This window comes from Herbaspirillum sp. FG34 (assembly GCF_057809315.1).
In genome coordinates this window covers 105,149-128,387 of sequence record NZ_JBMDJS010000011.1, presented here as the reverse complement: position 1 = coordinate 128,387, position 23,239 = coordinate 105,149, and the positions used below count along the sequence as shown (strand labels likewise).

Sequence of the window (23,239 nt, the reverse complement as noted above, 5' to 3'; positions counted from 1 at the left end):
CCCTGCCGTCACCCCTTCCGGGAATCCTGTCGACACGTCCTGGCTGATCGCACGGGGTTCCCCTTCGATTCCACTTTCGCAACACGGAAAGCATCGTCACGACCGTGCCTTCCAGTATGATGACCACTGAATCGACGGCCCGCGCCCGTGCGCGCGGCGCCGCCTGCATCGAGGAAACACCATGAGCCCATCCCTGCAAGCCTACCGCGCCAGCCTGCTGTATTTCACCAACGATCCCGCCTTCGACGAGCACGCCACCCAATGGCACAGCGATGGCCTGCTGCTGGTGCAAGACGGCAAGATCCAGGCCGCCGGCGACTACGCCACGCTGGCCGCCACCCTGCCGCCCGGCACCGCCATCGAAGACCTGCGCGGCAAGATCCTTTGCCCCGGCTTCATCGATACCCACATCCACTACCCGCAGACCGACATCATCGGCTCGCCCGCGCCTGGCCTGCTGCCCTGGTTGGACAACTACACCTTCCCGGCTGAGCGCCGTTTCCAGCAACCGGAACACGCGGCCGAAGTGGCCGATTTCTTCCTGGCCGAACTGCTGCGCAATGGCACCACCAGTGCCGCCGTGTATTGCACGGTACATCCGCAGTCGGTGGATGCCTTCTTCGCCGCCAGCCATGCACGCAACCTGCGCATGGTGGCCGGCAAATGCCTGATGGACCGCAATGCGCCGGATTTCCTGCGTGATACGGCCGAGTCGGGGGTGCGCGAGAGCGAGGAGCTGATCGGGCGCTGGCACAACAAGGGGCGCCAGCATTACGCCATCACGGTGCGCTTCGCGCCGACCTCCACCCATGAACAGATGAAGCTGGCGGGCGAACTGGCCGCGCAATATCCGGACACGTATATACAAACCCACGTGGCCGAAAATACCGACGAAGTGAAATGGGTGAAGGAACTCTATCCCGATGCCCGCAGCTACCTGGACGTGTATGACGGCTATGGCCTGATGCGCCAGCGCGCGCTGTATGCCCACTGCATCTGGCTGGATGACCAGGATCGTGCCCGCATGGCGGCCACGCAATCGGCCGCCACCTTGTGCCCGACGTCCAACCTGTTCCTGGGCAGCGGCCTGTTCGACTTCGCCCGTGCCGATGCGGCGCGCGTGCCACTGTCGCTGGCCACGGATGTCGGCGGCGGCACCAGTTTCTCGATGCTGCAGACCATGAACGAGCTCTACAAGGTAGCCCGCATGGGCGGCACCTACCTCCCGGCGCAACGCATGTTCTATCTGGCTACCCTGGGCGGTGCCCGCGCGCTTCAACTGGAAGGCACCATCGGCAGCTTCACGCCGGGCTGCGACGCCGACTTCATCGTGCTGGATCCGCAGGCAACGCCCTTGCTGGCCCGCCGCAGCGCCACCACCGACAGCCTGGAGGAACAATTGTTCGCACTGGCCATTTTGGGTGATGACCGTGCCATCGCCGCGACCTATTCGGCGGGGGTGCGGGTGCATCAGCGCTGAAATCGTTCATATCGGCCCCGATGCGGGGGAAGCCGGGCTTGCCGTTGAGGCAAGTCCGGCTTTTTTTTACGGCCCATTTTGTAGCGGTTTATCCCATCTTTTCGAAACCGCTGGGCGACAGCCTGAGGGAACATCAAACCTCAACGTATCCCACATGCAACATCAATTGATTATTTCCCTTAACACACTAATCAATTGATTTAATATTGGAGCTTCCGCCATGTCAGCGACCCGATTGCAGGTGCAGCACTTCCTCACCCGCTTGGGTGCCTTGCCCTCCCGGGACATCATCTTGTCGCGTCAGCGCAAGACACTGGAATTCATGGCGCAAATCGATTTCGAGATGGTGGATGTGGTGCGCGAGCTCAAGCAGCTCCGCATCGAGGACTACAGCTACGGCCCCGGCCAGAACGACTGGGGCACAGGCTGGGTCTGGCACTTCGGCAAGACGGTAGCGCAGCACATGGGCGGGCAGGAGCGGGGCCATCGCGTGTACATCAAGCTCTGTCTGGCAATGTCGCGCGAGGGACGCCGGACGACGTGCATGTCATTTCACCCGCCTGAAAGACCAATGCAGTTTCCCTTCAAGAAGCCCCCTGTGCAATGGAGTGTTTGATGGAGTGTTTTATGGAGTGTTTTATGGACCTGAAGCCCTTTGAAATTTGCCCCAACTGTGCCGGCGAGGGAACCGTGCATCTTGTCAGCACGACGGAGGCCCGTATCGTGAACAAGGAAACGTTTGACGTACCGGTGGATTATTTCGCCTGCGGCCGCTGTGGCGAGAGCTTCCAGACGCTGGACATGGAAGACAGCCTGGTCAAGGCGCGCGCGCTGTATCGCGCGCGGCATGGAATGGTTGAGCCGGACAGGCTGATCGCCTGGCGCAAGTCGCTGGGGCTGTCACAAGTCGAGCTGGCTGCGGTGCTGGGCTGGGGCGTGGCCACCGTGAGCCGCTACGAAAACGGCAAGCTGCAGTCCGACGCGCATGACAAGGCCATGCGCATGGCAATGGGCTCGGTCGACACCCTCATTGAACTGGTCCGCAGTGCGCGTGATCTTGCTCCGCAAGTGCGTACCCGGCTGCTGGCCGAACTGGAAAAGCGGGCGGGCGCCGCTGCGCTGGAGAAGGCCTTCGTGAGCACCGCACGTACCGCCCCTGCCGAGAGCCTTCGGCTGGACAAGCTCGAACAAGTCGTGCTCTTGCTCAGCGAAGGCGAAGGTGTCTTCGTGACCAAGCTCAACAAGCTGCTGTTCTACAGCGATTTCAAGCATTACCAGCAGCGAGGAAGAAGTCTCTCGGGGCTGGCTTATGAACGCCTGCCCTACGGACCGGTGCCGTCAGCTTTCCGCCTGCTGTTTTCCCTGCTGGAGCAGCGTGGACTCATCGAACAGACGGAGGTCCAGGTCGGCGCGATGGAAGGGACCCAGGTGCGGGCCTTGCGCAGTGCTGACCGCAATCACTTCGATGAGGACGAACTGGGTCTGCTGCTGGCCATCAAGAAGCGCTTTGCCAAGATGAGCGCCAGTGACATTTCCGAAACTTCGCACCGGGAACAGGCGTGGACTCAGACGCCCATGGGCGCCCTGATCGACTACCGGCACGCTGCTGCACTGAGCTTCTGAATCCTTTCAGCGCGGCTGATACAGATAAAGAAAAGCCTCCACCGCCCGCTGGGCCGACGCCTGCAGCTGATCCGCCGGGATCTCGGTGACCACGTTGAGCATGCGCACTTCCATCCATTCCGCTTCGATCAGCGCGCGAAACTGCATGGCTGCAATCCAGGCGTCAGAGGAGCGCAGCTTGCCCTCCTCCATTTTGACCTTCAGGAAATCGGCAATGCGCGTCCAGCCGCGTTTGGGCCCGCGCTCATACAGCAGCGGCCCCAGTTCCGACTTGCCCGCGTAATACATCGCCAGCCGCTTGACCGCCACGATCTCGGGCCGGAACACCACCCCCAGATAATGATTTGCCAAGCGCAATAAACCGGCCCGTACTTCGTCTTCATTACGCAAGGCCATGAACAACTCTTCAAACTGGCAACCCACCTGCTTGATCATCACCTCCACGAAGATTTCTTCCTTGGAGCTGAAATAGTTGTACAGCGTGGCCTTGGAGCCCCCGATACGGGCCGAGATTTCCGCCATGGAGGCGCCTTCGAAACCGATTTCGTTGAATACCTCGGCAGCGATGTCGATCATCTGCTGCCGCCGCTCTTCACTCTTCTTGCGCATGATTGTCCTGTGATGCCGGCCGGAAAACCGGCCAATCCCGAATTATAGGCGACGATGCCGCAGAAAGCCGCCTGATTACCCTCAAATACGGTAGAAAAAACCATGTTGCGGCAATGCCGCACAAAGACGAGCAATTTCTCGCAATGTGCCTTGACACTTCATAAAACCGAATACTATACTGAACTGTACAGTTAATAAACATCCGATTTCCTGATTCAGTTGTTCACTCCACTCTCCACGCAAATGAACAAGAACTCATCCCTCCCCGATCAGCGGGCGCCCCATCCGGCGCTGCGATCCGCGCGGCCTACCCTGCCGTGGCGGCGGGCGGTGGCGGTCTCGGCGGCCGTGCTGACGGCCACGCTCATGACCGGCTGCGCCTCCTTCACCGATCTCGGTGCGCGCGCCGAACCGAAATCCATCGATCAGTACCAGACCCGCCAGACCCTGGCCGCTGACGCCGTACAAGCCGCCTGGCCCAGCGACCGGTGGTGGACGGTCTACGGTGACGCCCAATTGAATGCGCTTATCGATGAAGCCCTGCAAAGTGCACCCTCCATGGCCGTGGCCAAGGCGCGCCTGATGAAGGCCGAAGGCAGCGCCCAGCAGCAAGGTGCGGCCCTGTATCCGCAAGTGAGCGGCAACGCCTCGCTGGACCGCATGAAGCAGTCCTACAACAACGGCGTGCCGCCGGATTTCGTGCCCAAGGGTTACAACAACGAAACCCGCACCACGCTGGACTTCAGCTACGAAATCGATTTCTGGGGCAAGAATCGCGCGGCCCTGGCCGCCGCCACCTCGGAACTGGAAGCCAGCCGTGCCGACGCCGCTCAGGCGCGCATCACGCTGGCCACCTCGATCGCCTCGGCCTACGCCGAACTGGCCCAGCTCTACGCCCAGCGCGATACCAATGTCGCCGCCCTGAAGGTGCGTGAAGAGACGCTGGACCTGTTCAACCAGCGCTTCAACAACGGTCTGGAAACCCGTGGCTCGGTCAAGCAGATGGAAGCCCGCCGCGCCATCGCCCAGGCCGATCTGAAAGCCACCGACGAATCCATCGCCCTGCAACGCAACAAGCTGGCCGCGCTGGCCGGTGCCGGTCCGGATCGCGGGCTGCGGCTGGCGCGTCCGCAGATCGATCTGTCCAAGCCCTTCGGCCTGCCGCAGCAACTGCCGGTGGAACTGCTGGGCCGTCGTCCCGACATCGTGGCCGCACGCCTGCGCGCTGAAGCGGCGGGCAAGCAGATCAAGGTGGCGCGTGCGGCCTTCTATCCGAACGTGAACCTGTCGGCTTATTTCGGTTTCCAGTCGCTGGGCATCGACATGCTCACCCGCAGCGGCTCGGACATCGGCAGCTTCGGCCCGGCCATCTCCCTGCCCATCTTCAATGGAGGTCGTCTGCGCGGACAGTTCCGTTCGGCCAGCGCCAGCTATGACGAAGCCGTGGCCAACTACGACCAGGCCGTCACCCAGGCCCTGCAGGACGTGGCCGATGTCGGCGTGAGCGAGAAGGCCCTGGCCGGTCGCCTGCACGACGTGCAAGCCGCCGCCGACGCCGCCGACGAGGCGTATCGCATCGTCAGCAACCGCTACAACGGTGGCCTCAACACCTATCTCGACGTACTCAATGCGCAGGACACGCTCATCAGCAACCTGCGCCAGCTCTCGGACCTGCGCTCGCGCATGTTCACCCTGGATGTCGCGCTGGTGCGCGCCCTGGGCGGCGGCTACCGTGCCGCCGACGACAGCAAGAGCCAAGACAGCGCCACCGCGCCCCACACCGAACAGCAAGCGAAAGGTTGAACATCATGTCCCACAGCGATTCCCAGGCGGCCCACACCCTGGCCGAAGAAACCCGTCAGCGCAATGAAGCGGCCAGCAAGGCGGCCGCCGCGCAAAAGCGCAAGAAGCTCTTTTCCATCTTCGGCGGCGTGGTCGCCATCGTCGCCATCGGTTACGGCACCTACTGGTACCTGATCGGCTCGCGCTACGTCGAGACCGACAATGCCTACACCGCCACCGAAGTGGCCACCGTCACCCCCGCCATCAACGGCATCGTGGCCGCCGTCGACGTGGTCGACACCCAGGCCGTCAAGAAAGGGGATGTTCTGGTGCGCATCGATGATGCCGACGCCAGGCTGGCCGTAGACCAGGCCGCCGCCGACCTGGACCGCACCGAACGCAAGGTCAAGGGCTACTTCGCCAACGATGCCGGCCTGGCGGCCCAGGTGCTGGCCCGCGAAGCGGACCAGAAGCGCGCCAGTGCCCAGTTGCTGTCGGCCCAGGCCGACCTGCAGCGTGCCCAGATCGACCTGCAGCGCCGCGAAGCGCTGGCCAAGTCAGGGTCGGTCTCCGGCGAAGAACTGAGCAATGCCCGTACCGCCCTGCTGACCGCCCAGGCCAATCTGAAGGCGGCCGAAGCGGCTGAAGTGCAGTCCCGCGCCAACATCAAGGCCACCCAGGGCGCAGAAAAGGCCAGCACCGTGCTGACCGCCAACACCACGGTGGCCGACAACCCGGAAGTGGTGCTGGCCCGCGCCAAGCTGGATCAGGCCAGGCTGGACCTGGAACGCACCGTGCTGCGCGCCCCGGTCGATGGCGTCATCGCCCGCCGCCAGGTACAGGTCGGCCAGCGCGTGCAGAGCGGTGCCAGCCTGCTGTCGGTGGTGCCGCTGCAACAGATGCACGTGGATGCCAACTTCAAGGAAGGCCAGTTGACCAAGGTGCGCATCGGCCAGCCGGTGACCATGACGGCAGACCTCTATGGCAGTTCGGTGCAATACCACGGTGTGGTGACGGGCCTGTCCGGTGGTACCGGTTCGGCCTTTGCGGTGATCCCGGCGCAGAACGCCACCGGTAACTGGATCAAGGTGGTGCAGCGTCTGCCGGTGCGCATCTCGCTCGATCCCAAGGAACTGGCGCAGCGTCCGCTGTCGGTGGGCCTGTCGATGGAAGTGGAGATCGATACGCGCGGCCAGATCAAGGCCGGCGACGTCCAGCCCAAGACAGCCAGCACCGAGGCCAAGGCCGCCGCGCTGTAAGCGAGCGACCACCAGGAAAGACTCATCATGTCATCCACACCAAGCGCAACGGCTGGCGACCTGCCAGCCCCCAAGCCCGCCGCCCAGCCTGGTCTCTTCGAGGCCCCGCTGACCGGCGGCCAGTTGGTGGGCGCCGGCATTCTGCTGGCGGCTGCCAACTTCATCGCGGTGCTCGACACCACCATCGCCAACGTCTCGGTCTCGACCATCGCCGGCGCGCTGGGGGCTTCGACCAGCCAGGGCACCTACGTCATCACTTCCTACGCGGTGGCCGAAGCCATCACGGTGCCCCTGACCGGCTGGCTGGCCAATCGCTTCGGCACGGTGCGCGTGTTCATCCTCTCGATGGTCATGTTCGGCCTGTTCTCGGCGCTGTGCGGCCTGGCCAATTCGCTGGGCATGCTGATCGCCTTCCGCGTGATGCAGGGCTTGGCCGGTGGCCCGCTGATGCCGCTGTCGCAAACCCTGCTGCTGCGCATCTTCCCCAAGGAAAAAGCGCCGGCCGCCGTGGGCCTGTGGGCCATGACCACGCTGGTGGCGCCGATTGCCGGGCCGATCCTGGGAGGGGTACTGTGCGACCAGTACAGCTGGCCCTACATCTTCTGGATCAACGTGCCGGTGGCGCTGATCTGCGGCTATCTCGGCTGGCGCATGCTCAAGCGCTTCGAGACCAAGACCAGCAAGCTGCCCATCGATCGCGTGGGCCTGATCCTGATGGTGGTCTGGGTGGCGGCACTGCAACTGATGCTCGATGAAGGCAAGGAAAAGGACTGGTTCGCCTCCACCGAAATCGTGCTGCTGGCCGTGACCGCTGTGGTGTTCTTCATCGCCTTCCTGATCTGGGAGCTGACCGAGCACAATCCCATCGTCGACCTGCGGGTGTTCCGCCATCGCGGCTTCACCGCCAGCGTGACCACCATCTGCCTGGCCTTCGGTGCCTTCTTCGGTTCGGTGGTGCTGACACCACTGTGGCTGCAGGGCTACATGGGCTATACCGCCACCTGGTCCGGCTGCATCTCGGCGCTGACCGGCATCCTGGCGGTGATGACCGCCCCTCTGGTGGCCAAGATGTCCACCACCGTGGATGCGCGCAAGCTGGTCTGCATCGGCGTGACCTGGCTGGGTTTCATCACCTTCCTGCGGGCCTTCAACACCACCGACATGTCGTTCTTCCAGATCGGCTGGCCATTGTTCCTGCAAGGTATCGGATTGCCGCTGTTCTTCGTGCCGCTGACCGGGCTGGCACTCTCCAGCGTGAACGAGGAAGAGACCGCATCGGCCGCCGGCCTCATGAGTTTCTGCCGCACCATGGCCGGGGCGATTGCCACCTCCATCGTCAATACCAGCTGGGAAAACGACGCCACCTACTTCCACGCCGAACTGTCCGGCCTGGTCGATCGTGGCGGCGATGCGGTCAAAACCATGATGGCTGCCGGCATGAGCGCCGAACAGGCCACCGCATCCCTGGCGCAGACCGTGCAGAACCAGGCCGTGATGCTGTCCACCAACCACATCTTCATGATGGCCGCGGTGTCCTTCTCGCTGGCGGCGCTGGCGGTGTGGCTGGCCCCCAAGCCGACCCGGGTGGCCGATACGACAGCGGCGCACTGAGCCTTGCCCTTCTCCCCCCACAGTCCGTCTCCCCCTGCGGACTGGGCAGGCGGCCACTTCGGTGGCCGCCTGTTTTTTTTGGCGGGAATTTGGGCGGGAAGATGGACGGGCTTGGATGCCGAACTTTCTGGATATTCACCCACGGCTTTGCCCCTGCGCCGGGCCGCGCCGGGCGCAACCCTTGGCTGCACCGCCCCAATGCGCGTACAATCCCGGCTCAAGCATGCGGACCACGGTCCGCATTTTTGATTTATGGCGGCCTCCCCATCGCGGCCGCCATGACGTCCCGCCGCCAGCCGTGGCTTGATGAACCCGTGGTGTCCACGGAGATCCAGGCCAGCCCGCGCGGCCATGCTTCCCGAACTTGCAAGAAGCGATGCCCGCATCGCCCCTGACCCATGACCAAAGACCTCGCCGCCCACACACCGATGATGCAGCAGTATCTGCGCATCAAAGCGGACCACCCCAACACGCTGGTGTTCTACCGCATGGGCGATTTTTACGAACTGTTCTTCGAGGATGCCGAAAAGGCGTCGCGCCTGATGGGCGTGACGCTCACCCAGCGCGGCTCCTCCAACGGCAACCCGATCAAGATGGCCGGTGTGCCCTTCCACTCGGTGGAGCAATACCTGGCGCGCCTGATCAAGCTGGGCGAGTCGGTGGCGATCTGCGAACAGATCGGTGACCCGGCCACCAGCAAGGGCCCGGTGGAGCGCAAGGTGGTGCGGGTGGTCACGCCCGGCACCCTGACCGACTCTGACCTGCTGCCCGAAAAGGCCGAGCGCTGCCTGCTGGCCATGCAGCTGCTGCCGGCCAAGTCGCGCAAGCAGATGCAGGTCGGCCTGGCCTGGCTGTCCATGGCCAGCGGTGCGTTGAAGATGATGGAATTCACGGTCGATAGCGCCCTGCTCGATGGCCGCGTCAAACAGGAGCTGGAACGCATCTCGGCCGCCGAAGTACTGGTGGCCGATGGCCAGCTGGAGCAGTGTGAGCCGCTGCTGCCCAACCGTGCCGTGACGGTGCCGGACTGGCATTTCGACCAGCCCAGCAGCGAGAAGGCCCTGCTCGATCAACTGGGCGTGGCCACCCTGCACGGCTTCGGCGCCGACGGCCTGGGCCCGGCCATCTGCGCCGCGGGAGCCCTGCTGCGCTATGCGCAATCGACCCAGGGACGCGGCCTGCAGCACGTGCGCACGCTCACCGTCGAATCCGAAAATGAATTCATCGGCCTGGACGCCGCCACCCGCCGCAACCTGGAACTGACCGAAACCATCCGTTCGCAGGATGCCAATGCGCTGGCGCCCACGCTGTTCTCCACGCTGGACCACTGCCGCACCGCCATGGGTTCGCGCCTGCTGCGCCACTGGCTGCATCACGCCCTGCGCGACCAGCAGGTGGCGCGCGCGCGCCACGCTGCCATCAATGCGCTCATGCGCACCGATGCCTGCTCGGGCCTGTCGGCCACGCTGGCGGCGGTGCCCGACATCGAACGCATCACCACCCGCATCGCCCTGCTCTCGGCCCGTCCGCGCGATCTGGCGGGATTGCGCAGCGGTCTGCAGCAACTGGGGTCGCTGCGCGCCTACGTGGAAATGTGTGCACGTGACGCCGAAGCCCCGCTGCTGGGCCAGTTGCACGAAGACCTGGCGACGCCCGCGGAATGCCTGGACCTGCTGGAACGCGCCATCATGCTGGAACCCGCCGCCATGGTGCGCGACGGCGGCGTGATCGCGCGCGGCTATGACGCCGAACTCGACGAACTGCGCGGTCTGTCGGAAAACGCCGGCCAGTACCTGCTGGAACTGGAAGCGCGCGAGCGCGAACGTACCGGCATCGCCAACCTGCGCGTGGAATACAACAAGGTGCATGGCTTCTACATCGAGGTCACCCACGGCCAGACCGACAAGGTGCCGGAAGACTATCGCCGCCGCCAGACCCTGAAGAATGCCGAGCGCTACATCATCCCCGAACTGAAGGCCTTCGAGGACAAGGCGCTCTCCGCGCAGGAACGTTCACTGTCACGCGAGAAATTCCTCTACGAACAGTTACTCAATGACATGGGCGTTCATATCGTGCGCCTGCAATCCATCGCCCATGCCCTGGCCCAGCTCGACACCCTGGTGGCCCTGGCCGACCATGCCGTGCGCAACAACTGGTGCGCACCGCAACTGGTCGAGGAACCCTGCATCCAGATCGAGCAAGGTCGCCACCCCGTGGTAGAAAACCAGATCGAGCGCTTCATCGCCAACGACTGCCAACTGGCCGCCGAACGCAAGCTGCTGCTCATCACCGGTCCCAACATGGGCGGCAAATCGACCTTCATGCGCCAGGTGGCGCTGATCACGCTGCTGGCCTATGTGGGCAGCTTCGTGCCCGCCACCAGCGCAGTAATCGGCCCCATCGACCGCATCTTCACCCGCATCGGCGCGGCCGATGACCTGGCCGGGGGGCGTTCCACCTTCATGGTGGAGATGACCGAATCGGCCTCCATCCTCAACAATGCCACCGAGCATTCGCTGGTGCTCATGGATGAGGTCGGACGCGGTACCTCGACCTTCGACGGCCTGGCCCTGGCCTGGGCGATTGCCCGGCACCTGATCGACGTCACCCGCAGCTTCACGCTGTTCGCCACGCACTATTTCGAACTGACGCAGTTGCCCGACCTCCATCCGACGGCGGCCAACGTGCATCTCTCGGCCGTGGAGCACAAGGACAGCATCGTCTTCCTGCATGCCGTGCAGAGCGGCCCGGCTTCGCAGAGCTACGGCCTGCAGGTGGCACAACTGGCCGGGGTACCGGCAGCGGTCATCCGCGCCGCCCGCAAGCACCTCTCGGCACTGGAAAGCCAGTCCATGCAGCCGACGCCGCAGTTCGACCTGTTCAGCGCCCCTTCCTTCATGGATACCACAGTGGAAACTGAAGAAGCGCACGATGAACGCACGCCGCCAGCCACGGTCGAACCTGATCCGCTGGCTCAGGCGCTGTGGCAGTCGCTGGACGGCATCGACCCCGACGCCCTCACGCCGCGCCAGGCGCTGGATGCGCTCTACCAGCTCAAGGCCCTGCGCCGGGGGCAATGAGGACAGCCCCCACCGCCGCTACCAGCCACCCTTTGACCCGCACAGAGACCGCATGCCGATCCAGCCGCTCCGTCACCTCCTGCTGAGCACCTGCTTGGCGGCAGCCACCCTGCTGGCTGCCGGTGCGGCCCGCGCCGGCGCGCAGGATTTCGCGTTTGCCGTGATCAACCACGCGGCCGCCGGGGTCAAGGGCGACGCCGGGCTGCGCCAGGCGCTGGCCGAGACGGATGCCGACAATCTCGCCTTCGTGGTGGTCAATGGCATCAAATCGCCCTCCGAAAGCTGCGACGACGCGCTCTATGCCCAACGGCATGACCTGCTCGCCCAGGCGCAGAACGGTATCTTCGTCTCGCTGGCGGGCAGCGACTGGATCACCTGCCGCGACCGCGAAAACCGCTCGGACGCCATCGAGCGCCTGGCGCGCATGCGCGATATCTTCTACGCTGGCGAATTCTCCCTGGGCGCCAGCCGCCTGCCGATGCTGCGCCAGTCGCTCACGCCCAAATTTCGCAGCTATGCCGAAAACACCCGCTGGGAAGTCGGCAATGTCCTCTTCGCCACCGTCAACCTGCCGGCGGCCAATAATCATTTCCTGCTCGATGGCGGACGCAACAACGAGTTCGAGGACCGTCTCATCGCCAACCGCAACTGGCTGCAGCACCTCTTCGCCTTTGCCGCACTGAAGAAGAGTGCAGCCATCGTCTTCTTCAGCGATGGCAATCCCTTCGGGACGCCGCCCAGGCGCTCCTTTTTCCGGACCCAGCGCGACGGCTTTGTCGAGACGCGCAAACTGTTTTCGGAACTGGCTGGCAAGTTCCGGGGCCGGGTGCTGGTGGTACATGCTCAGGGCGGCAAGAACAAGGCCGCCGCCCACATCCTCTGGAGCGGCAACCTCGGCAGCGTGGGTGTGGGGGAGCGCTGGCTCAAGGTAGTGGTCGATGAGCACCTGCCGCAACTGTTTGCGGTAGCCGATGCGGATGGAGAACGGCGCTAGGCGGCCAATACGGGTGAAAAACGGCTGGAAAGCGGCTGGAAAACGAGTTTTAACGACTTATATGAAGAAAAACGCCCGCAGAGCGCATCTGCGGGCGTTTTTTAGTCATCGCCGGAAGGAATTTACCGATTTTCGGGACGCCCTCGGCGGCGATGCAGGATCAGTTCAGCGGCTGGCTGCGGAAGTGGTCGCCGGCATCGCCTTCCTCTTCGTCATCGTGGTGGTGATGATGGCCATGGGCGCCATGCACGTGGCCGTGGGCCACTTCTTCCTCGGAGGCGGCACGCACTTCGGTTACCGCCAGTTCGAAGCGCAGGGCGATACCGGCCAGCGGATGGTTGCCGTCCAGTACGGCCTTGCCGTCAGCGACTTCGGTGACGGTGAAGATGACCGATTCCTCGCTGTCATCGTCGGGCGAACCTTCGAACTGCATGCCCACTTCCAGCGGCTGCGGCAGGCGTTCGACCGGCTCGATCTTGACCAGCTCGGAATCGTATTCGCCGAAGGCATCTTCCGGCTCGACCTGGATCGTGGTGCTGTAGCCGGTTTCCTTGCCATCCAGTGCTTCTTCGATCTTGGGCAGGGTGTTGTGGTAACCGCCGTGCAGGTAGACCATCGGCTCGCTGCTTTGCTCGATCAGGTTGTTCTGGGCATCCGACAGCTTGTAGTTGACGGAAACGACGGTATTCTTGGCGATCTTCATCGTAAGGGTCCTTTGTATCGATAGTGGTGCGGGAGCGGCAGGGCTGCGGTTCATGCGCGCCAGGCACCTGCCACCCGGGTTGGGGCCTAAGAACCATCCCCTTGCCATTCCCGCGAGGCAAGGACTCTTTCAAAACGGTTTCTCGACCCTGCGATTATACCTGCATCAAACTTGGTCGCCGCCAATGGCTTGCTGCCGCGCCAGCCCGCCTATAATGGCGACCATGAAAAAACTCGATCTGCTCGGCGGCATCACGCCCGCCCAATTCCTGCGTGACTACTGGCACAAGAAGCCGCTCCTGATCCGCAACGCCCTCCCCGGTTTCACCGCACCGCTGCCGCGCCGCGAACTGTTCGACCTGGCCCGTCGCGAGGAGGTCGAATCGCGCCTCATCACCCACCGCAGCGATGGCTGGGACATGCAGCACGGCCCCTTCAACAAGCTGCCGCCCTTGAAGCAGAAAGCCTGGACCCTGCTGGTGCAGGGCGTGAACCTGCATCATCCGGCGGCCGACGCCCTGCTGCGCCAGTTCCGCTTCCTGCCCGATGCGCGCCTGGATGACTTGATGATCAGCTATGCCACCGATGGCGGTGGCGTCGGTCCGCACTTCGATTCCTATGACGTGTTCCTGCTGCAGGCCCACGGCCAGCGCCGCTGGCGCATCAGCGCCCAGGATGACCTGACGCTGGAGGAAGGCGTGCCCCTGAAAATCCTCAGCCACTTCCAGCCGGAACAGGAATTCGTGCTGGAGCCGGGCGACATGCTCTACCTGCCGCCGCAATATGCCCACGACGGTGTGGCCGTGGGCGAGTGCATGACCTATTCGATCGGTTTCCGCGCACCGGCCTATCAAGAACTGGGCGAATCCTTCCTGGAATTCATGATGGATACCATCGACCTGCCCGGCCGCTATGAAGATCCGGACCTCAAGGCCAGCGCCAGACCGGCCGAGTTGCCGCTGGACATGGTGGCGCGCATCCGGGATGAACTCAACAAGATCCGCTTCACCGACGACGACATCACCATCTTCCTCGGCGAGCACCTGTCGGAGCCCAAACCCAGCGTCTTCTTCGAGGCACCGGCCCAGGAACTGTCCTTTGCTCGCTTTTTCCAGGGGGCCAAGAAACGCGGCCTGGCCTTGCACCGCAAGACACGCATGCTGTATCGCGGCTCCCACGTCTTCATCAATGGCGAATCCTTCCAGGTCAACCGCGGTGACAAGGCCATCCTGGCCCGCCTGGCCGACTCGCGTGTGCTCGACAAAAGCGACTTCGAGCAGGCCTCCGAAGACTTGCTGGAAGCCCTGCATCAATGGCATGAAAGCGGCTGGCTCGACATTATTCGAGATTAGTTAAAAATTATGGTGGCAACTTCTCGAAATTACTTTAGGAAATCCCGGGAAGTGGCTTGCATCAAGCTTTTGCGGCCGCAGGGCCGGGGATGTAAGTTCTTACAAATTCTTACGAATTCCCGTGGCGACGATGTGATTTCGGAAAAAAATAGCTATAATGATGGGCTGGAAAGTTTTCGTTGTCAGGCATTGTTTCGGCAGTAAAAAGATACAAGAACCGAAGCTCGACCGTGAGGTCATACCCGCGGCGAAAGCCTCCTAGTAGAGCGATAATTACCGGTAATTATTCATCGCACAATTTTTAAATACTGAAGGAATATTCATGAAAAAGACTCTGTTGATCGCTTCGTTGTTGGCTGTTGCTCTGGCTGCTTGCGGCAAGAAGGAAGAAGCTCCGGCACCTGCTGCTGCTCCCGCTGCTGAAGCTCCGGCACCTGCCGCTGCTCCCGCTGCTGAAGCTCCTGCCGCTGCTGCTCCGGCTGCTGACGCTGCCAAGCCTGCTGACGCTGCCGCTCCGGCCGCTGACGCTGCCAAGCCTGCTGACGCTGCCGCTCCGGCCGCTGATGCCAAGCCGGCTGAAGCCGCTCCGGCCAAGTAATCTTCGGATTATCTTCGGAAAAAACCGGTCGCAAGACCGGTTTTTTTTTCGTCCGGCGTTTTGTCTCACGTACCGCTGGCATCGCGCCCTTCCCTTCACTTTTTCGCCTCAAGAACGTCGCCTCCGTGGTCGACAGGATCCGGCCCTCGTCCGACCGGGCAAGAAGCCCTCAAAACAGCCCGGGAACGCATCGCACCAGCGTCCCTGCAACCCACTGACAATCGGCTGACAGCGCCTCCTGAGGCCGGATTTGTGATCGGCGTCAAAGACACAGACCCGGCAAGGGCGTACAGCGCCCTGCAAGCTGAAGAAAAAGAGAAACAAATTGTTTCTGACGCGCCGCACACAAGAAGGAAGCAGCCTGACAAAGGACTGACCCACTCGCGTTTGGCAATCAGACGTCCAACCAAGAAAACCCTTCTTCCTGGCAGGCGATGCCGATCTCGCCGAAGGTGCTGCCGAGTACGCTCTCGATGGCCGCGCGGGCCAGTTCGGGGGTGTTGTTCTGCTGGCTCAGATGGGCGCCGATGACGCGCTTGAGCCGGCGCTTGTCGAGCAGTCGCAGGATCTCGGCGCTGGCGTCATTGGCCAGGTGACCGTAGTCGCCGCCGATGCGACGCTTGAGGAAGGCGGGATAGGGCGAGCGGTCCAGCATCTCGCGGTCGTGATTGCATTCCAGCAGCAGTGCATCGCAGGCGCCAAGCGCCTGCACCAGATGCGCGGTCGGCTGACCGGCATCGGTAAGCACGCCCAGGCGGCGATCACCATTGCTGGCCACATACTGGATGGGCTCGCGGGCATCGTGCGGAACGGTGTAGGGAGAGAGTTCGAGATCACCGATGGCGATCTTCTGGCCATCGGCGCAGAACCGCACGTCGACGTCATTGGCCTGCTCGGCCACGGCCTGCCAGGTGCCGTAACTCAACCAGACCGGAATGCGATAGCGCCGGGCAAACTTGAAAACACCGCTGACATGGTCCGAATGTTCATGCGTGACCACAATGGCCGCGACCTCGGAGGGATCCAGGCCCAGGCGCAGCATGCGCTTTTCGGCTTCCCTCAAAGTAAAGCCGCAGTCCAGCATGACCGTGGTCCCCGAGGAGGGACGCTGGTCGCCGGCTGCGGCCGAGATCAGCAGCGCATTGCCTTCGCTGCCGCTACCGAGGCTCGCGAACTTCATCTGAGCCCCGGGTCCTGCTTACTTCAGCTGTTCGTTGAGCAAACCGAGGATCTTGTCGGAGATACCCGAGGTATCCGGACCACCCTCGCCGTTCTGCACGACGATGTTGCTGCTGTCGGAACCGGCACCCTTGACCACGATGCGGTACTTGGCAGCCTTCTTGTCCTTGTCCTTGGAACTGAAGATGCGCGAGAAGAAACCTTCATCCTTCTTGTCCTTGGCATCCTGATCCTGGTCCACGTAGCGCACGTAGTAGATGCCCTGGCTGCGGTCGCGATCTTCCACGGTGAAGCCCACGCGATCCAGCGCCAGGCCGACACGGCGCCATGCGCGGTCGAAGCCCTCATCGACCTGCACGCTGCTGCCGGCCGCCGTCTTCTTCAGATGCGAACGGGCCTGCAGCGACGGGGCGCTGGCCACGGCGGCCTTGGCCTTGCTCTCCTGGACACCCAGACGCACCATCAGGCGCGACAGGAATTCAGCTTCCAGACCTGGATCGGAGGGACGCGCGGTCCACACCGAGGTCTCCTTGGCCGACCCGGTCAGCACTTCCTCGGCGCCGCGATGGCTGATGAAGATTTCGGTGGTGCCGTTGGGGCCGCGCTCCAGGCGGGTGCGGAACTTGTCGCGCTCACCGGTGGAATACAGGGAATCAAACACCTTGCCCAGCGTATTGCGGATGAAATCCTGCGGGATCTTGGCACGGTTCTCGGCCCAGTCGGTTTCCATCACGCCGGTCTCGGGTGATTCGATGTTGATCAGGAAACCGTTGTCCTGCCAGAAGTCCTTGATCTGCGGCCACAGTTGTTCCGGGGTCTGCTTGACCACCAGCCAGCGCTGCGAGCCATCGCGTTCGATACGTACCGCATCGCCCTGGGTGTCGGGGGCTACGGTGGCCACCTCGGTGGTCGGCTTGGTCTGCTGTTCCAGCTGGTAGCCGGAGGCAGTAGCCACGCCCTTGTTGGCTTCGGGGATGGCGTAGCGGTTGTCGCGCTGCAGCTGGGTCAGGTCGGGCGGCACTTCCAGGCGGGGGCCGCGGGCCTTTTCGGCGCTCTTGTAATCGATACGGTCGCCTTCGAGCATGCTGCCGACCGACGAGCATCCGGCCAGTCCGGCCAGCGCCAGTGCGACGACGATGCTGCGTTGGGTGAGTGTGTACGCGGAGCGGGAGACCGGACGAACGTTCTTGCTATTAGTCATATCGTTACTAGTGAAAGCGGAATCGGATTTCAGGAGACCTGCGCCAAAGCGGCCAAGCCGATCAGTTTAAGACGCCGGACTCGCGCAGGGCCGCGCGCACGGTGTCGTGGAAGGACTCACCCAGCGGCGCCAGCGGCAGGCGCATGCCCGACGGGATCAGACCCATCTCCTGCATGGCCCACTTGACCGGCACCGGGTTGGGCTCGACGAAGAGCTTGTTGTGCAGCGGCAGCAGCTTGTTGTTCAGTTCCACGGCACGGGCGATGTTGCCGCTCATGGCGGCCACGCACAGCTCGTGCATGTCGCGCGGGGCGACGTTGGCGGTCACCGAGATATTGCCGGCGCCGCCGTAGAACATCAGCGCGATGGCGGTGGCGTCGTCACCCGAATAGACCGCGAAGCTCTTGGGTGCCAGGCGGATCAGGTCGGTGCCGCGACCGATGTTGCCGGTGGCATCCTTGACGCCCACGATGCCCTTGACCTGCGCCAGGCGCAGGATGGTCTCGTTGCTCATGTCGGCAACCGTACGACCGGGCACGTTGTACAGGATCACCGGCAGATCCACCGCTTCGGCGATGGTCTTGAAGTGCAGGTACATGCCTTCCTGGGTCGGACGGTTGTAGTAGGGCACCACCTGCAGGGAGGCATCGGCACCGACCTTCTTGGCGAAGGCGGTCAGTTCGATGGCTTCGGAAGTGGAATTGCCGCCAGTGCCGGCGATGATGGGAATGCGTTTGGCCGTGTGCTCGACCGCGACCCTGATCAGTTCGCAGTGCTCTTCCATCGAGACAGTGGGCGATTCGCCAGTGGTACCGACGATGACGATGCTGTCCGTTCCCTCGGCGATGTGCCAGTCGATCAGCTTGCGCAGGCCGTCGTAGTCGAGGCTGCCGTCCGGATACATGGGAGTGACGATTGCAACAATGCTACCCTTGATCATGGTGTGCGTATGTAAGGTGATGGTCAGAATAAAGGCCTGATTGTAGCGGATAGACGCCTCATCAGGTCAAATTGCGGCTGCTACAGATGAAAGCGGACGTAAAAAAAAAACCGGAGAGCCCGCCCCCCCTGCGGGCCGGACGGGATCATGACCCCGCCTTGCCGCCGATCAATAACGATCGGCAAGGTTCAATACCCCAGTCCCATCGCTTCGCGCACGTCGCGCATGGTGTCCTGGGCCAGCTTGCGGGCCTTTTCGCAGCCGTCGGCGACGATGGCCCGTACCAGTGAAGGATCATCCAGGTAAGGCTGGGCACGCTCGAGCATGGGTTGCTGCTCCTGCAGGATGGCATCGATCACCGGCTGCTTGCACTCCAGGCAACCGATCCCGGCCGAACGGCAGCCCTTGGCCGCCCATTCCTTCACTTCCGCGCTGGAATACACCTGGTGGAACTGCCATACCGGGCATTTATCCGGATCGCCCGGATCGCTGCGGCGCACGCGCTGCGGATCGGTCGGCATGGTCTTGACCTTCCTGGTGACCGAGGCGGCATCTTCCCGCAGAGCGATGGCATTGCCGTAGCTCTTGGACATCTTGGCCCCATCCAGCCCCGGCAGGCGCGACGCCTCGGTGAGCATGGCCTGCGGCTCGGTGAGGATGAGCTTGCGGCTGCCTTCGAGGTAGCCGAACAAGCGTTCACGGTCGATCATCGACAGGTTCTGGGCATCGTCCAGCATGGCCTTGGCCTGCTCCAAGGCTTCATCGTCGCCCTTTTCCTGGAATTGGGTACGCAGTTCCAGGTACAGCTTGGCGCGCTTGCTGCCCAGCTTCTTGGTGGCGGCCAGGGCCTTTTCCTCGAACCCCTTTTCCTTGCCATAGAGGTGGTTAAAGCGCCGCGCAATCTCGCGCATGATCTCGATGTGCGGCACCTGGTCTTCGCCCACCGGCACCTGGCTGGCGCGATAAATCAGCACGTCGGCCGCCTGCAGCAGCGGATACCCCAGGAAGCCATAGGTGGCCAGGTCGCGGTCGGCCAGCTTTTCCTGCTGGTCCTTGTAGGTCGGCACGCGTTCCAGCCAGCCCAGCGGCGTGGCCATGGACAGCAGCAGATGCAGCTCGGCATGCTCGGGCACGCGCGACTGGATGAACAGCGTCGCCTGGGCGGGGTCGACCCCGGCGGCGAGCCAGTCGATCACCATTTCCCAGGTGCTGGTCTCGATCACGGAGGGATCGTCGTAATGGGTGGTCAGTGCATGCCAGTCGGCCACGAAGAACAGGCAGGGCAATTCGGACTGCAGCTTGACCCAGTTCTTCAGGGCACCGTGATAGTGGCCCAGGTGCAGCGCGCCCGTGGGGCGCATGCCGGAGACGACGCGGTCAGGATACATGGCGGTTGGCGTGGGTTGGTGGTTGGCGATTCGACATGAACGCTCAGAACAGCAAGGTGATGGGGAAGGTAATGAGCTGCAGCAGCTTGCCGGCAACGAACATCACGGGCGCCATCCACCAGGCATAGATCACCTTGAGCAGTACCAGCGCCATGACGATGAAGAAGCCATAAGGCTCGATCTGGGCAAATTTATACGCATATCGGTTCGGCAACAAGCTGGTGAGGATGCGCCCACCATCCAGCGGCGGGATCGGGAACAGGTTGAAAGCGAACATCACCAGATTGGTCTGCACCCCGGCCTTGGCCATGAGTGTGAAGAATTCTTCCTGCACCCCGGCCAGCGCCAGGCCATAGATGGCCAGCAGCCACAGCAATGCCATGAAGAAATTGGCAGCGGGACCGGCCAGCGAGACCCAGGCCATGTCGCGCTTGGGCTTGCGCAGGTGGCCGAAATTGATCGGCACCGGCCTGGCGTAGCCGAACAGGAAGGCACCGCTGGTGGCAAAGTACAGCAGCAGCGGAATGACGATGGTGCCGAAGGGATCGATGTGCTTGAGCGGATTGAGGCTCATGCGCCCCATCGAATAGGCCGTGGTATCCCCGAAAAACTTGGCCGCATAGGCGTGTGCGGCCTCATGCAGGGTAATGGCGAAGAGGACGGGCAGCGCATATACCGCGACAGTCTGGATGAGTTCGTTCATGGGCGGGGATTTTAGCAGAGGGACAATACAATGCCCCGGAATCGCACGAAGCCCGACCGGCCGGCCAGGCTTTTTTGAAAAATCATTCGCTCAGGCAGCCTGCAAACCGAAGATGCTTGCGTCTCCCCTGCCCTGGCGTACCAGCACGGGTTCATTGTCATCGGTGAGGTCGATCACGGTGGTCGGCTCCAGGCTGCAGGCCCCGCTGTCGATGACCAGTTCGATTCTCTTTTCCAGATGACTGCGGATGTCCTCGGCGCTGGTCAGCGGCAGGTCTTCATCCGGCAGGATCAGGGTGGTGCCCAGGAGCGGCTGGCCCAGCTCCTCCAGCAGCATGTGGGCGATGCGATTCTCGGGCACGCGCAGGCCGATGGTCTTGCGCGAGGGGTGCGAGAGGCGGCGCGGCACTTCCTTGGTGGCTTCCAGGATGAAGGTATAGGCCCCTGGGGTGGCGGCCTTGAGCAGGCGGTACTGGCGGTTGTCCACCTTGGCGTACAGGGCGATCTCGGAAAGGTCGCGGCACAGCAGGGTCAGGTGATGCTTGTCGTCCACGCCCCGGATGCGGCGCACGCGTTCGACGGCATCCTTGTTGTCCAGCTGGCAGACCAGGGCGTAGCAGGAGTCGGTGGGCAGGGCCACCAGGCCGCCCTTGTGGATGATCTGCGCGGCTTGCTTGATCAGGCGCAGTTGCGGGTTGTCGGGGTGAATCTCGAAAAACTGGCTCATGATGCGGTTTCCGTTTCCAATCCAAATCCAAATCGTAAAAAGCACAACGGCGGTGTCGCCACCGCCGTTGTCGCTGCCCGCCGGGCTCAGCGCTGGCCGCGCAGGGCGGCGATGCGCTGTTCCAGTGGCGGGTGCGTCGAGAACAGTTCCATGATGCCGGGCTTGTCGCTGATGCCCAGGGCGGCCATGTTCTGCGGCAAGCCTTCCGGGGAGAAGCCGCCCAGCCGCGCCAGCGCATTGATCATCGGCTGGGGCGTGCCCAACAGGCGCGCCGCGCCGGCATCGGCCCGGAATTCGCGATGGCGCGAGAACCAGGCCACGATCATCGAGGCACCGATGCCGAAGACCACCTGGCACACCATCACCGTGACCATGTAGCCGATGCCGGGACCGGAGTCGTCGTTGTTGCGACGCAGGGCCGAGTCGACGAAATAGCCGACGACGCGCGACAGGAACACCACGAAGGTGTTCACCACGCCCTGAATCAGCGTCATGGTGACCATGTCGCCATTGGCGATGTGGGCCACCTCGTGGCCCAGCACGGCTTCCACCTCTTCCTGCGTCATGCCTTGCAGCAGCCCGGTGGATACCGCCACCAGGGCCGAATCCCTGAACGCGCCGGTGGCAAAGGCATTGGGTTCACCCTCATAGACCGCCACTTCGGGCATGCCGATACCGGCGCGCTGGGCCAGCTTGCCTACGGTCTGCAACAGCCAGGCTTCGGTGCCGTTCATGGGCGTCTCGATCACGCGCGCGCCGGTGGACCACTTGGCCATACTCTTGCTCATCAGCAAGGAGATGATCGATCCGGTAAAACCGACTACCAGCGAAAACACCAGCAGCATCGGCAGGTTCAACCCGGAGCGGGTGAGGAAGCGGTCCACGCCCAACAGGGACAGGATCACGCTCATCACCACCAGCACGGCGATGTTGGTGGCGATAAACAGCAGGATGCGTTTCATCGGGGAAAACTCCTATCGGAAAAGTGGGTATTAGATAGGAATCGGCCTGCCGAATTCAAGAGCTTCCGGGGCGGGCGGGCTTTCACAGTCCCCAGTCATGCCACACCGGCTTGACCCCGGTGGGCAGCGGCGGCAGCGCGCCCAGATCCATGCGCGACTCGCCCGGACCATGGAAATCCGAACCCATCGAGCCCAGGAAGCCATAGCGGCGGGCGACCTGGGCATATTCCTGGTACTGCTCCGGCGTATGGCTGCCGGTATTGACTTCGATGGCCACCCCGCCCAGTTGCTTGAACTCGTCGAAGAGCGCGCCAAACTGGGTCGGCGTGTACTTGTAGCGGCCCGGATGAGCGATCACCGCCACCCCGCCCGCGCCGCGGATCCAGCGCACCGATTCTTCCAGCGTGGCCCAGCGATGCGGCACGTAGCCGGGCTTGCCCTCGGTGAGGTAGTTGGCGAAGACTTCCTTGGTATCGCAACAGGTGCCGCATTCCACCAGGTAGCGGGCGAAATGCGTGCGCGAGATCAGGTCCGGATTGCCCACGTGCTTCAACGCACCTTCATAGGCCCCGCCGATGCCGTGCCGCTCCAGCGCCTCGGCGATCTCGCGGGCGCGACGCTCGCGGCCGTTGCGGGTGGCGGCCAGGCCCGCGATCAGGGTCGGGTCGGTTTCGTCGATGCGCAAACCCACGATATGCACCGTATGCCCGGCCCAGGTGACCGAAATTTCCACCCCGGCCACGTGCTCCATGCCCGCTGCCCGGGCTGCCGCGCGGGCGCGCGCCACACCGCCCACTTCATCGTGGTCGGTCAGCGCCCATACGCCCACGCCATTGGCTTTGGCGCGAGCAGCCACCTCTTCCGGCGACAGCAGGCCGTCGGAGACGTTGGAATGGCAGTGCAGATCGAACTTGAGTTCAGACATAGGAAACCACAATGAAGACGCAACAAGCACAACGACCGGGCCGGTCGCTTGTGGCTGCCGCCGATCAGGAAGTGCAGGGGGATAGGAATGCCTTCATTCTACGCGCTTGTGGCCGCCCCCGCTCG

General features: G+C 63.2%; 20 protein-coding genes. 10 read left to right on the top strand and 10 right to left on the bottom strand.

Features of this window, described 5'->3' with window-relative positions; genetic code table 11:
• Positions 1-181: 181 nt before the first annotated feature.
• The 3 genes from guaD to ACODSZ_RS15150 all read left to right on the top strand — a co-directional run bounded on the left by guaD (position 182) and on the right by ACODSZ_RS15150 (position 3,103).
• Complete coding sequence (guaD, locus tag ACODSZ_RS15160; protein WP_488927920.1) at positions 182-1,480, top strand: guanine deaminase; 1,299 nt, start codon at positions 182-184, stop codon at positions 1,478-1,480.
• A gap of 220 nt (positions 1,481-1,700) precedes the next feature.
• Positions 1,701-2,096: a hypothetical protein gene (locus ACODSZ_RS15155; protein WP_175343412.1), complete on the top strand. Its 396-nt coding sequence runs from the start codon at positions 1,701-1,703 to the stop codon at positions 2,094-2,096.
• Positions 2,084-3,103, top strand: a complete 1,020-nt coding sequence (locus ACODSZ_RS15150) for a type II TA system antitoxin MqsA family protein (protein WP_488927919.1) — start codon at positions 2,084-2,086, stop codon at positions 3,101-3,103. Before ACODSZ_RS15155 ends, ACODSZ_RS15150 begins: the two co-directional genes overlap by 13 nt.
• A 6-nt stretch (positions 3,104-3,109) precedes the next feature.
• Here ACODSZ_RS15150 and ACODSZ_RS15145 read toward each other — a convergent pair whose 3' ends face one another.
• Positions 3,110-3,712 (bottom strand): TetR/AcrR family transcriptional regulator, encoded by a 603-nt coding sequence (locus ACODSZ_RS15145; RefSeq protein WP_008330781.1) that lies wholly within the window; start codon positions 3,710-3,712, stop codon positions 3,110-3,112.
• A 243-nt stretch (positions 3,713-3,955) separates the two neighbouring features.
• On the opposite strand from ACODSZ_RS15145, the gene ACODSZ_RS15140 reads away from it, so the two are divergent.
• The 5 genes from ACODSZ_RS15140 (at position 3,956) to ACODSZ_RS15120 (ending at position 12,438) form a co-directional block, all read left to right on the top strand.
• Positions 3,956-5,515: an efflux transporter outer membrane subunit gene (locus tag ACODSZ_RS15140; RefSeq protein ID WP_283810167.1), complete on the top strand. Its 1,560-nt coding sequence runs from the start codon at positions 3,956-3,958 to the stop codon at positions 5,513-5,515.
• A gap of 5 nt (positions 5,516-5,520) precedes the next feature.
• Positions 5,521-6,753, top strand: coding sequence for an HlyD family efflux transporter periplasmic adaptor subunit (locus tag ACODSZ_RS15135; protein ID WP_175343410.1), 1,233 nt, complete (start codon positions 5,521-5,523; stop codon positions 6,751-6,753).
• Between the two features lie 27 nt (positions 6,754-6,780).
• The gene (locus ACODSZ_RS15130; protein WP_008330805.1) at positions 6,781-8,364 is read left to right on the top strand and encodes a DHA2 family efflux MFS transporter permease subunit; all 1,584 of its coding nucleotides are present in this window, start codon (positions 6,781-6,783) and stop codon (positions 8,362-8,364) included.
• Positions 8,365-8,762: 398 nt separating this feature from the next.
• Positions 8,763-11,444 (top strand): DNA mismatch repair protein MutS, encoded by a 2,682-nt coding sequence (gene mutS / locus ACODSZ_RS15125; protein ID WP_175343409.1) that lies wholly within the window; start codon positions 8,763-8,765, stop codon positions 11,442-11,444.
• Between the two features lie 52 nt (positions 11,445-11,496).
• On the top strand, positions 11,497-12,438 hold the full coding sequence (locus tag ACODSZ_RS15120) for a hypothetical protein (protein ID WP_241822285.1): 942 nt from the start codon (positions 11,497-11,499) through the stop codon (positions 12,436-12,438).
• A gap of 160 nt (positions 12,439-12,598) precedes the next feature.
• On the opposite strand, the gene ACODSZ_RS15115 is transcribed toward ACODSZ_RS15120, so the two are convergent.
• Positions 12,599-13,141, bottom strand: a complete 543-nt coding sequence (locus tag ACODSZ_RS15115) for an FKBP-type peptidyl-prolyl cis-trans isomerase (protein ID WP_008330810.1) — start codon at positions 13,139-13,141, stop codon at positions 12,599-12,601.
• A gap of 223 nt (positions 13,142-13,364) precedes the next feature.
• On the opposite strand from ACODSZ_RS15115, the gene ACODSZ_RS15110 reads away from it, so the two are divergent.
• Both ACODSZ_RS15110 and ACODSZ_RS15105 read left to right on the top strand, forming a co-directional pair.
• Positions 13,365-14,492: a cupin domain-containing protein gene (locus ACODSZ_RS15110; protein ID WP_237713571.1), complete on the top strand. Its 1,128-nt coding sequence runs from the start codon at positions 13,365-13,367 to the stop codon at positions 14,490-14,492.
• Between the two features lie 322 nt (positions 14,493-14,814).
• Positions 14,815-15,090 (top strand): hypothetical protein, encoded by a 276-nt coding sequence (locus ACODSZ_RS15105; protein ID WP_008330814.1) that lies wholly within the window; start codon positions 14,815-14,817, stop codon positions 15,088-15,090.
• Between the two features lie 394 nt (positions 15,091-15,484).
• On the opposite strand, the gene ACODSZ_RS15100 is transcribed toward ACODSZ_RS15105, so the two are convergent.
• The 8 genes from ACODSZ_RS15100 to ACODSZ_RS15065 form a co-directional block, all read right to left on the bottom strand.
• Positions 15,485-16,270, bottom strand: a complete 786-nt coding sequence (locus tag ACODSZ_RS15100) for an MBL fold metallo-hydrolase (RefSeq protein ID WP_241822287.1) — start codon at positions 16,268-16,270, stop codon at positions 15,485-15,487.
• 18 nt (positions 16,271-16,288) lie between these two features.
• The gene (gene bamC, locus ACODSZ_RS15095) at positions 16,289-17,470 is read right to left on the bottom strand and encodes an NlpB/DapX family lipoprotein (protein WP_034350780.1); all 1,182 of its coding nucleotides are present in this window, start codon (positions 17,468-17,470) and stop codon (positions 16,289-16,291) included.
• A 61-nt stretch (positions 17,471-17,531) separates the two neighbouring features.
• Positions 17,532-18,410 carry a 4-hydroxy-tetrahydrodipicolinate synthase gene (gene dapA / locus ACODSZ_RS15090; RefSeq protein WP_008330820.1) on the bottom strand — a complete coding sequence of 293 codons (879 nt, stop codon included), beginning with the start codon at positions 18,408-18,410 and terminating at the stop codon, positions 17,532-17,534.
• Positions 18,411-18,598: 188 nt separating this feature from the next.
• Positions 18,599-19,798, bottom strand: a complete 1,200-nt coding sequence (locus tag ACODSZ_RS15085) for a tryptophan--tRNA ligase (RefSeq protein WP_008330822.1) — start codon at positions 19,796-19,798, stop codon at positions 18,599-18,601.
• 43 nt (positions 19,799-19,841) lie between these two features.
• Positions 19,842-20,501 (bottom strand): site-2 protease family protein, encoded by a 660-nt coding sequence (locus ACODSZ_RS15080; RefSeq protein ID WP_008330823.1) that lies wholly within the window; start codon positions 20,499-20,501, stop codon positions 19,842-19,844.
• Between the two features lie 90 nt (positions 20,502-20,591).
• Positions 20,592-21,227 carry an L-threonylcarbamoyladenylate synthase gene (locus tag ACODSZ_RS15075; protein ID WP_008330824.1) on the bottom strand — a complete coding sequence of 212 codons (636 nt, stop codon included), beginning with the start codon at positions 21,225-21,227 and terminating at the stop codon, positions 20,592-20,594.
• Between the two features lie 86 nt (positions 21,228-21,313).
• Positions 21,314-22,189, bottom strand: coding sequence for a protease HtpX (htpX, locus tag ACODSZ_RS15070; RefSeq protein ID WP_008330825.1), 876 nt, complete (start codon positions 22,187-22,189; stop codon positions 21,314-21,316).
• Between the two features lie 82 nt (positions 22,190-22,271).
• Complete coding sequence (locus tag ACODSZ_RS15065; protein WP_008330828.1) at positions 22,272-23,114, bottom strand: 3',5'-nucleoside bisphosphate phosphatase; 843 nt, start codon at positions 23,112-23,114, stop codon at positions 22,272-22,274.
• Between the last annotated feature and the right edge of the window lie 125 nt (positions 23,115-23,239).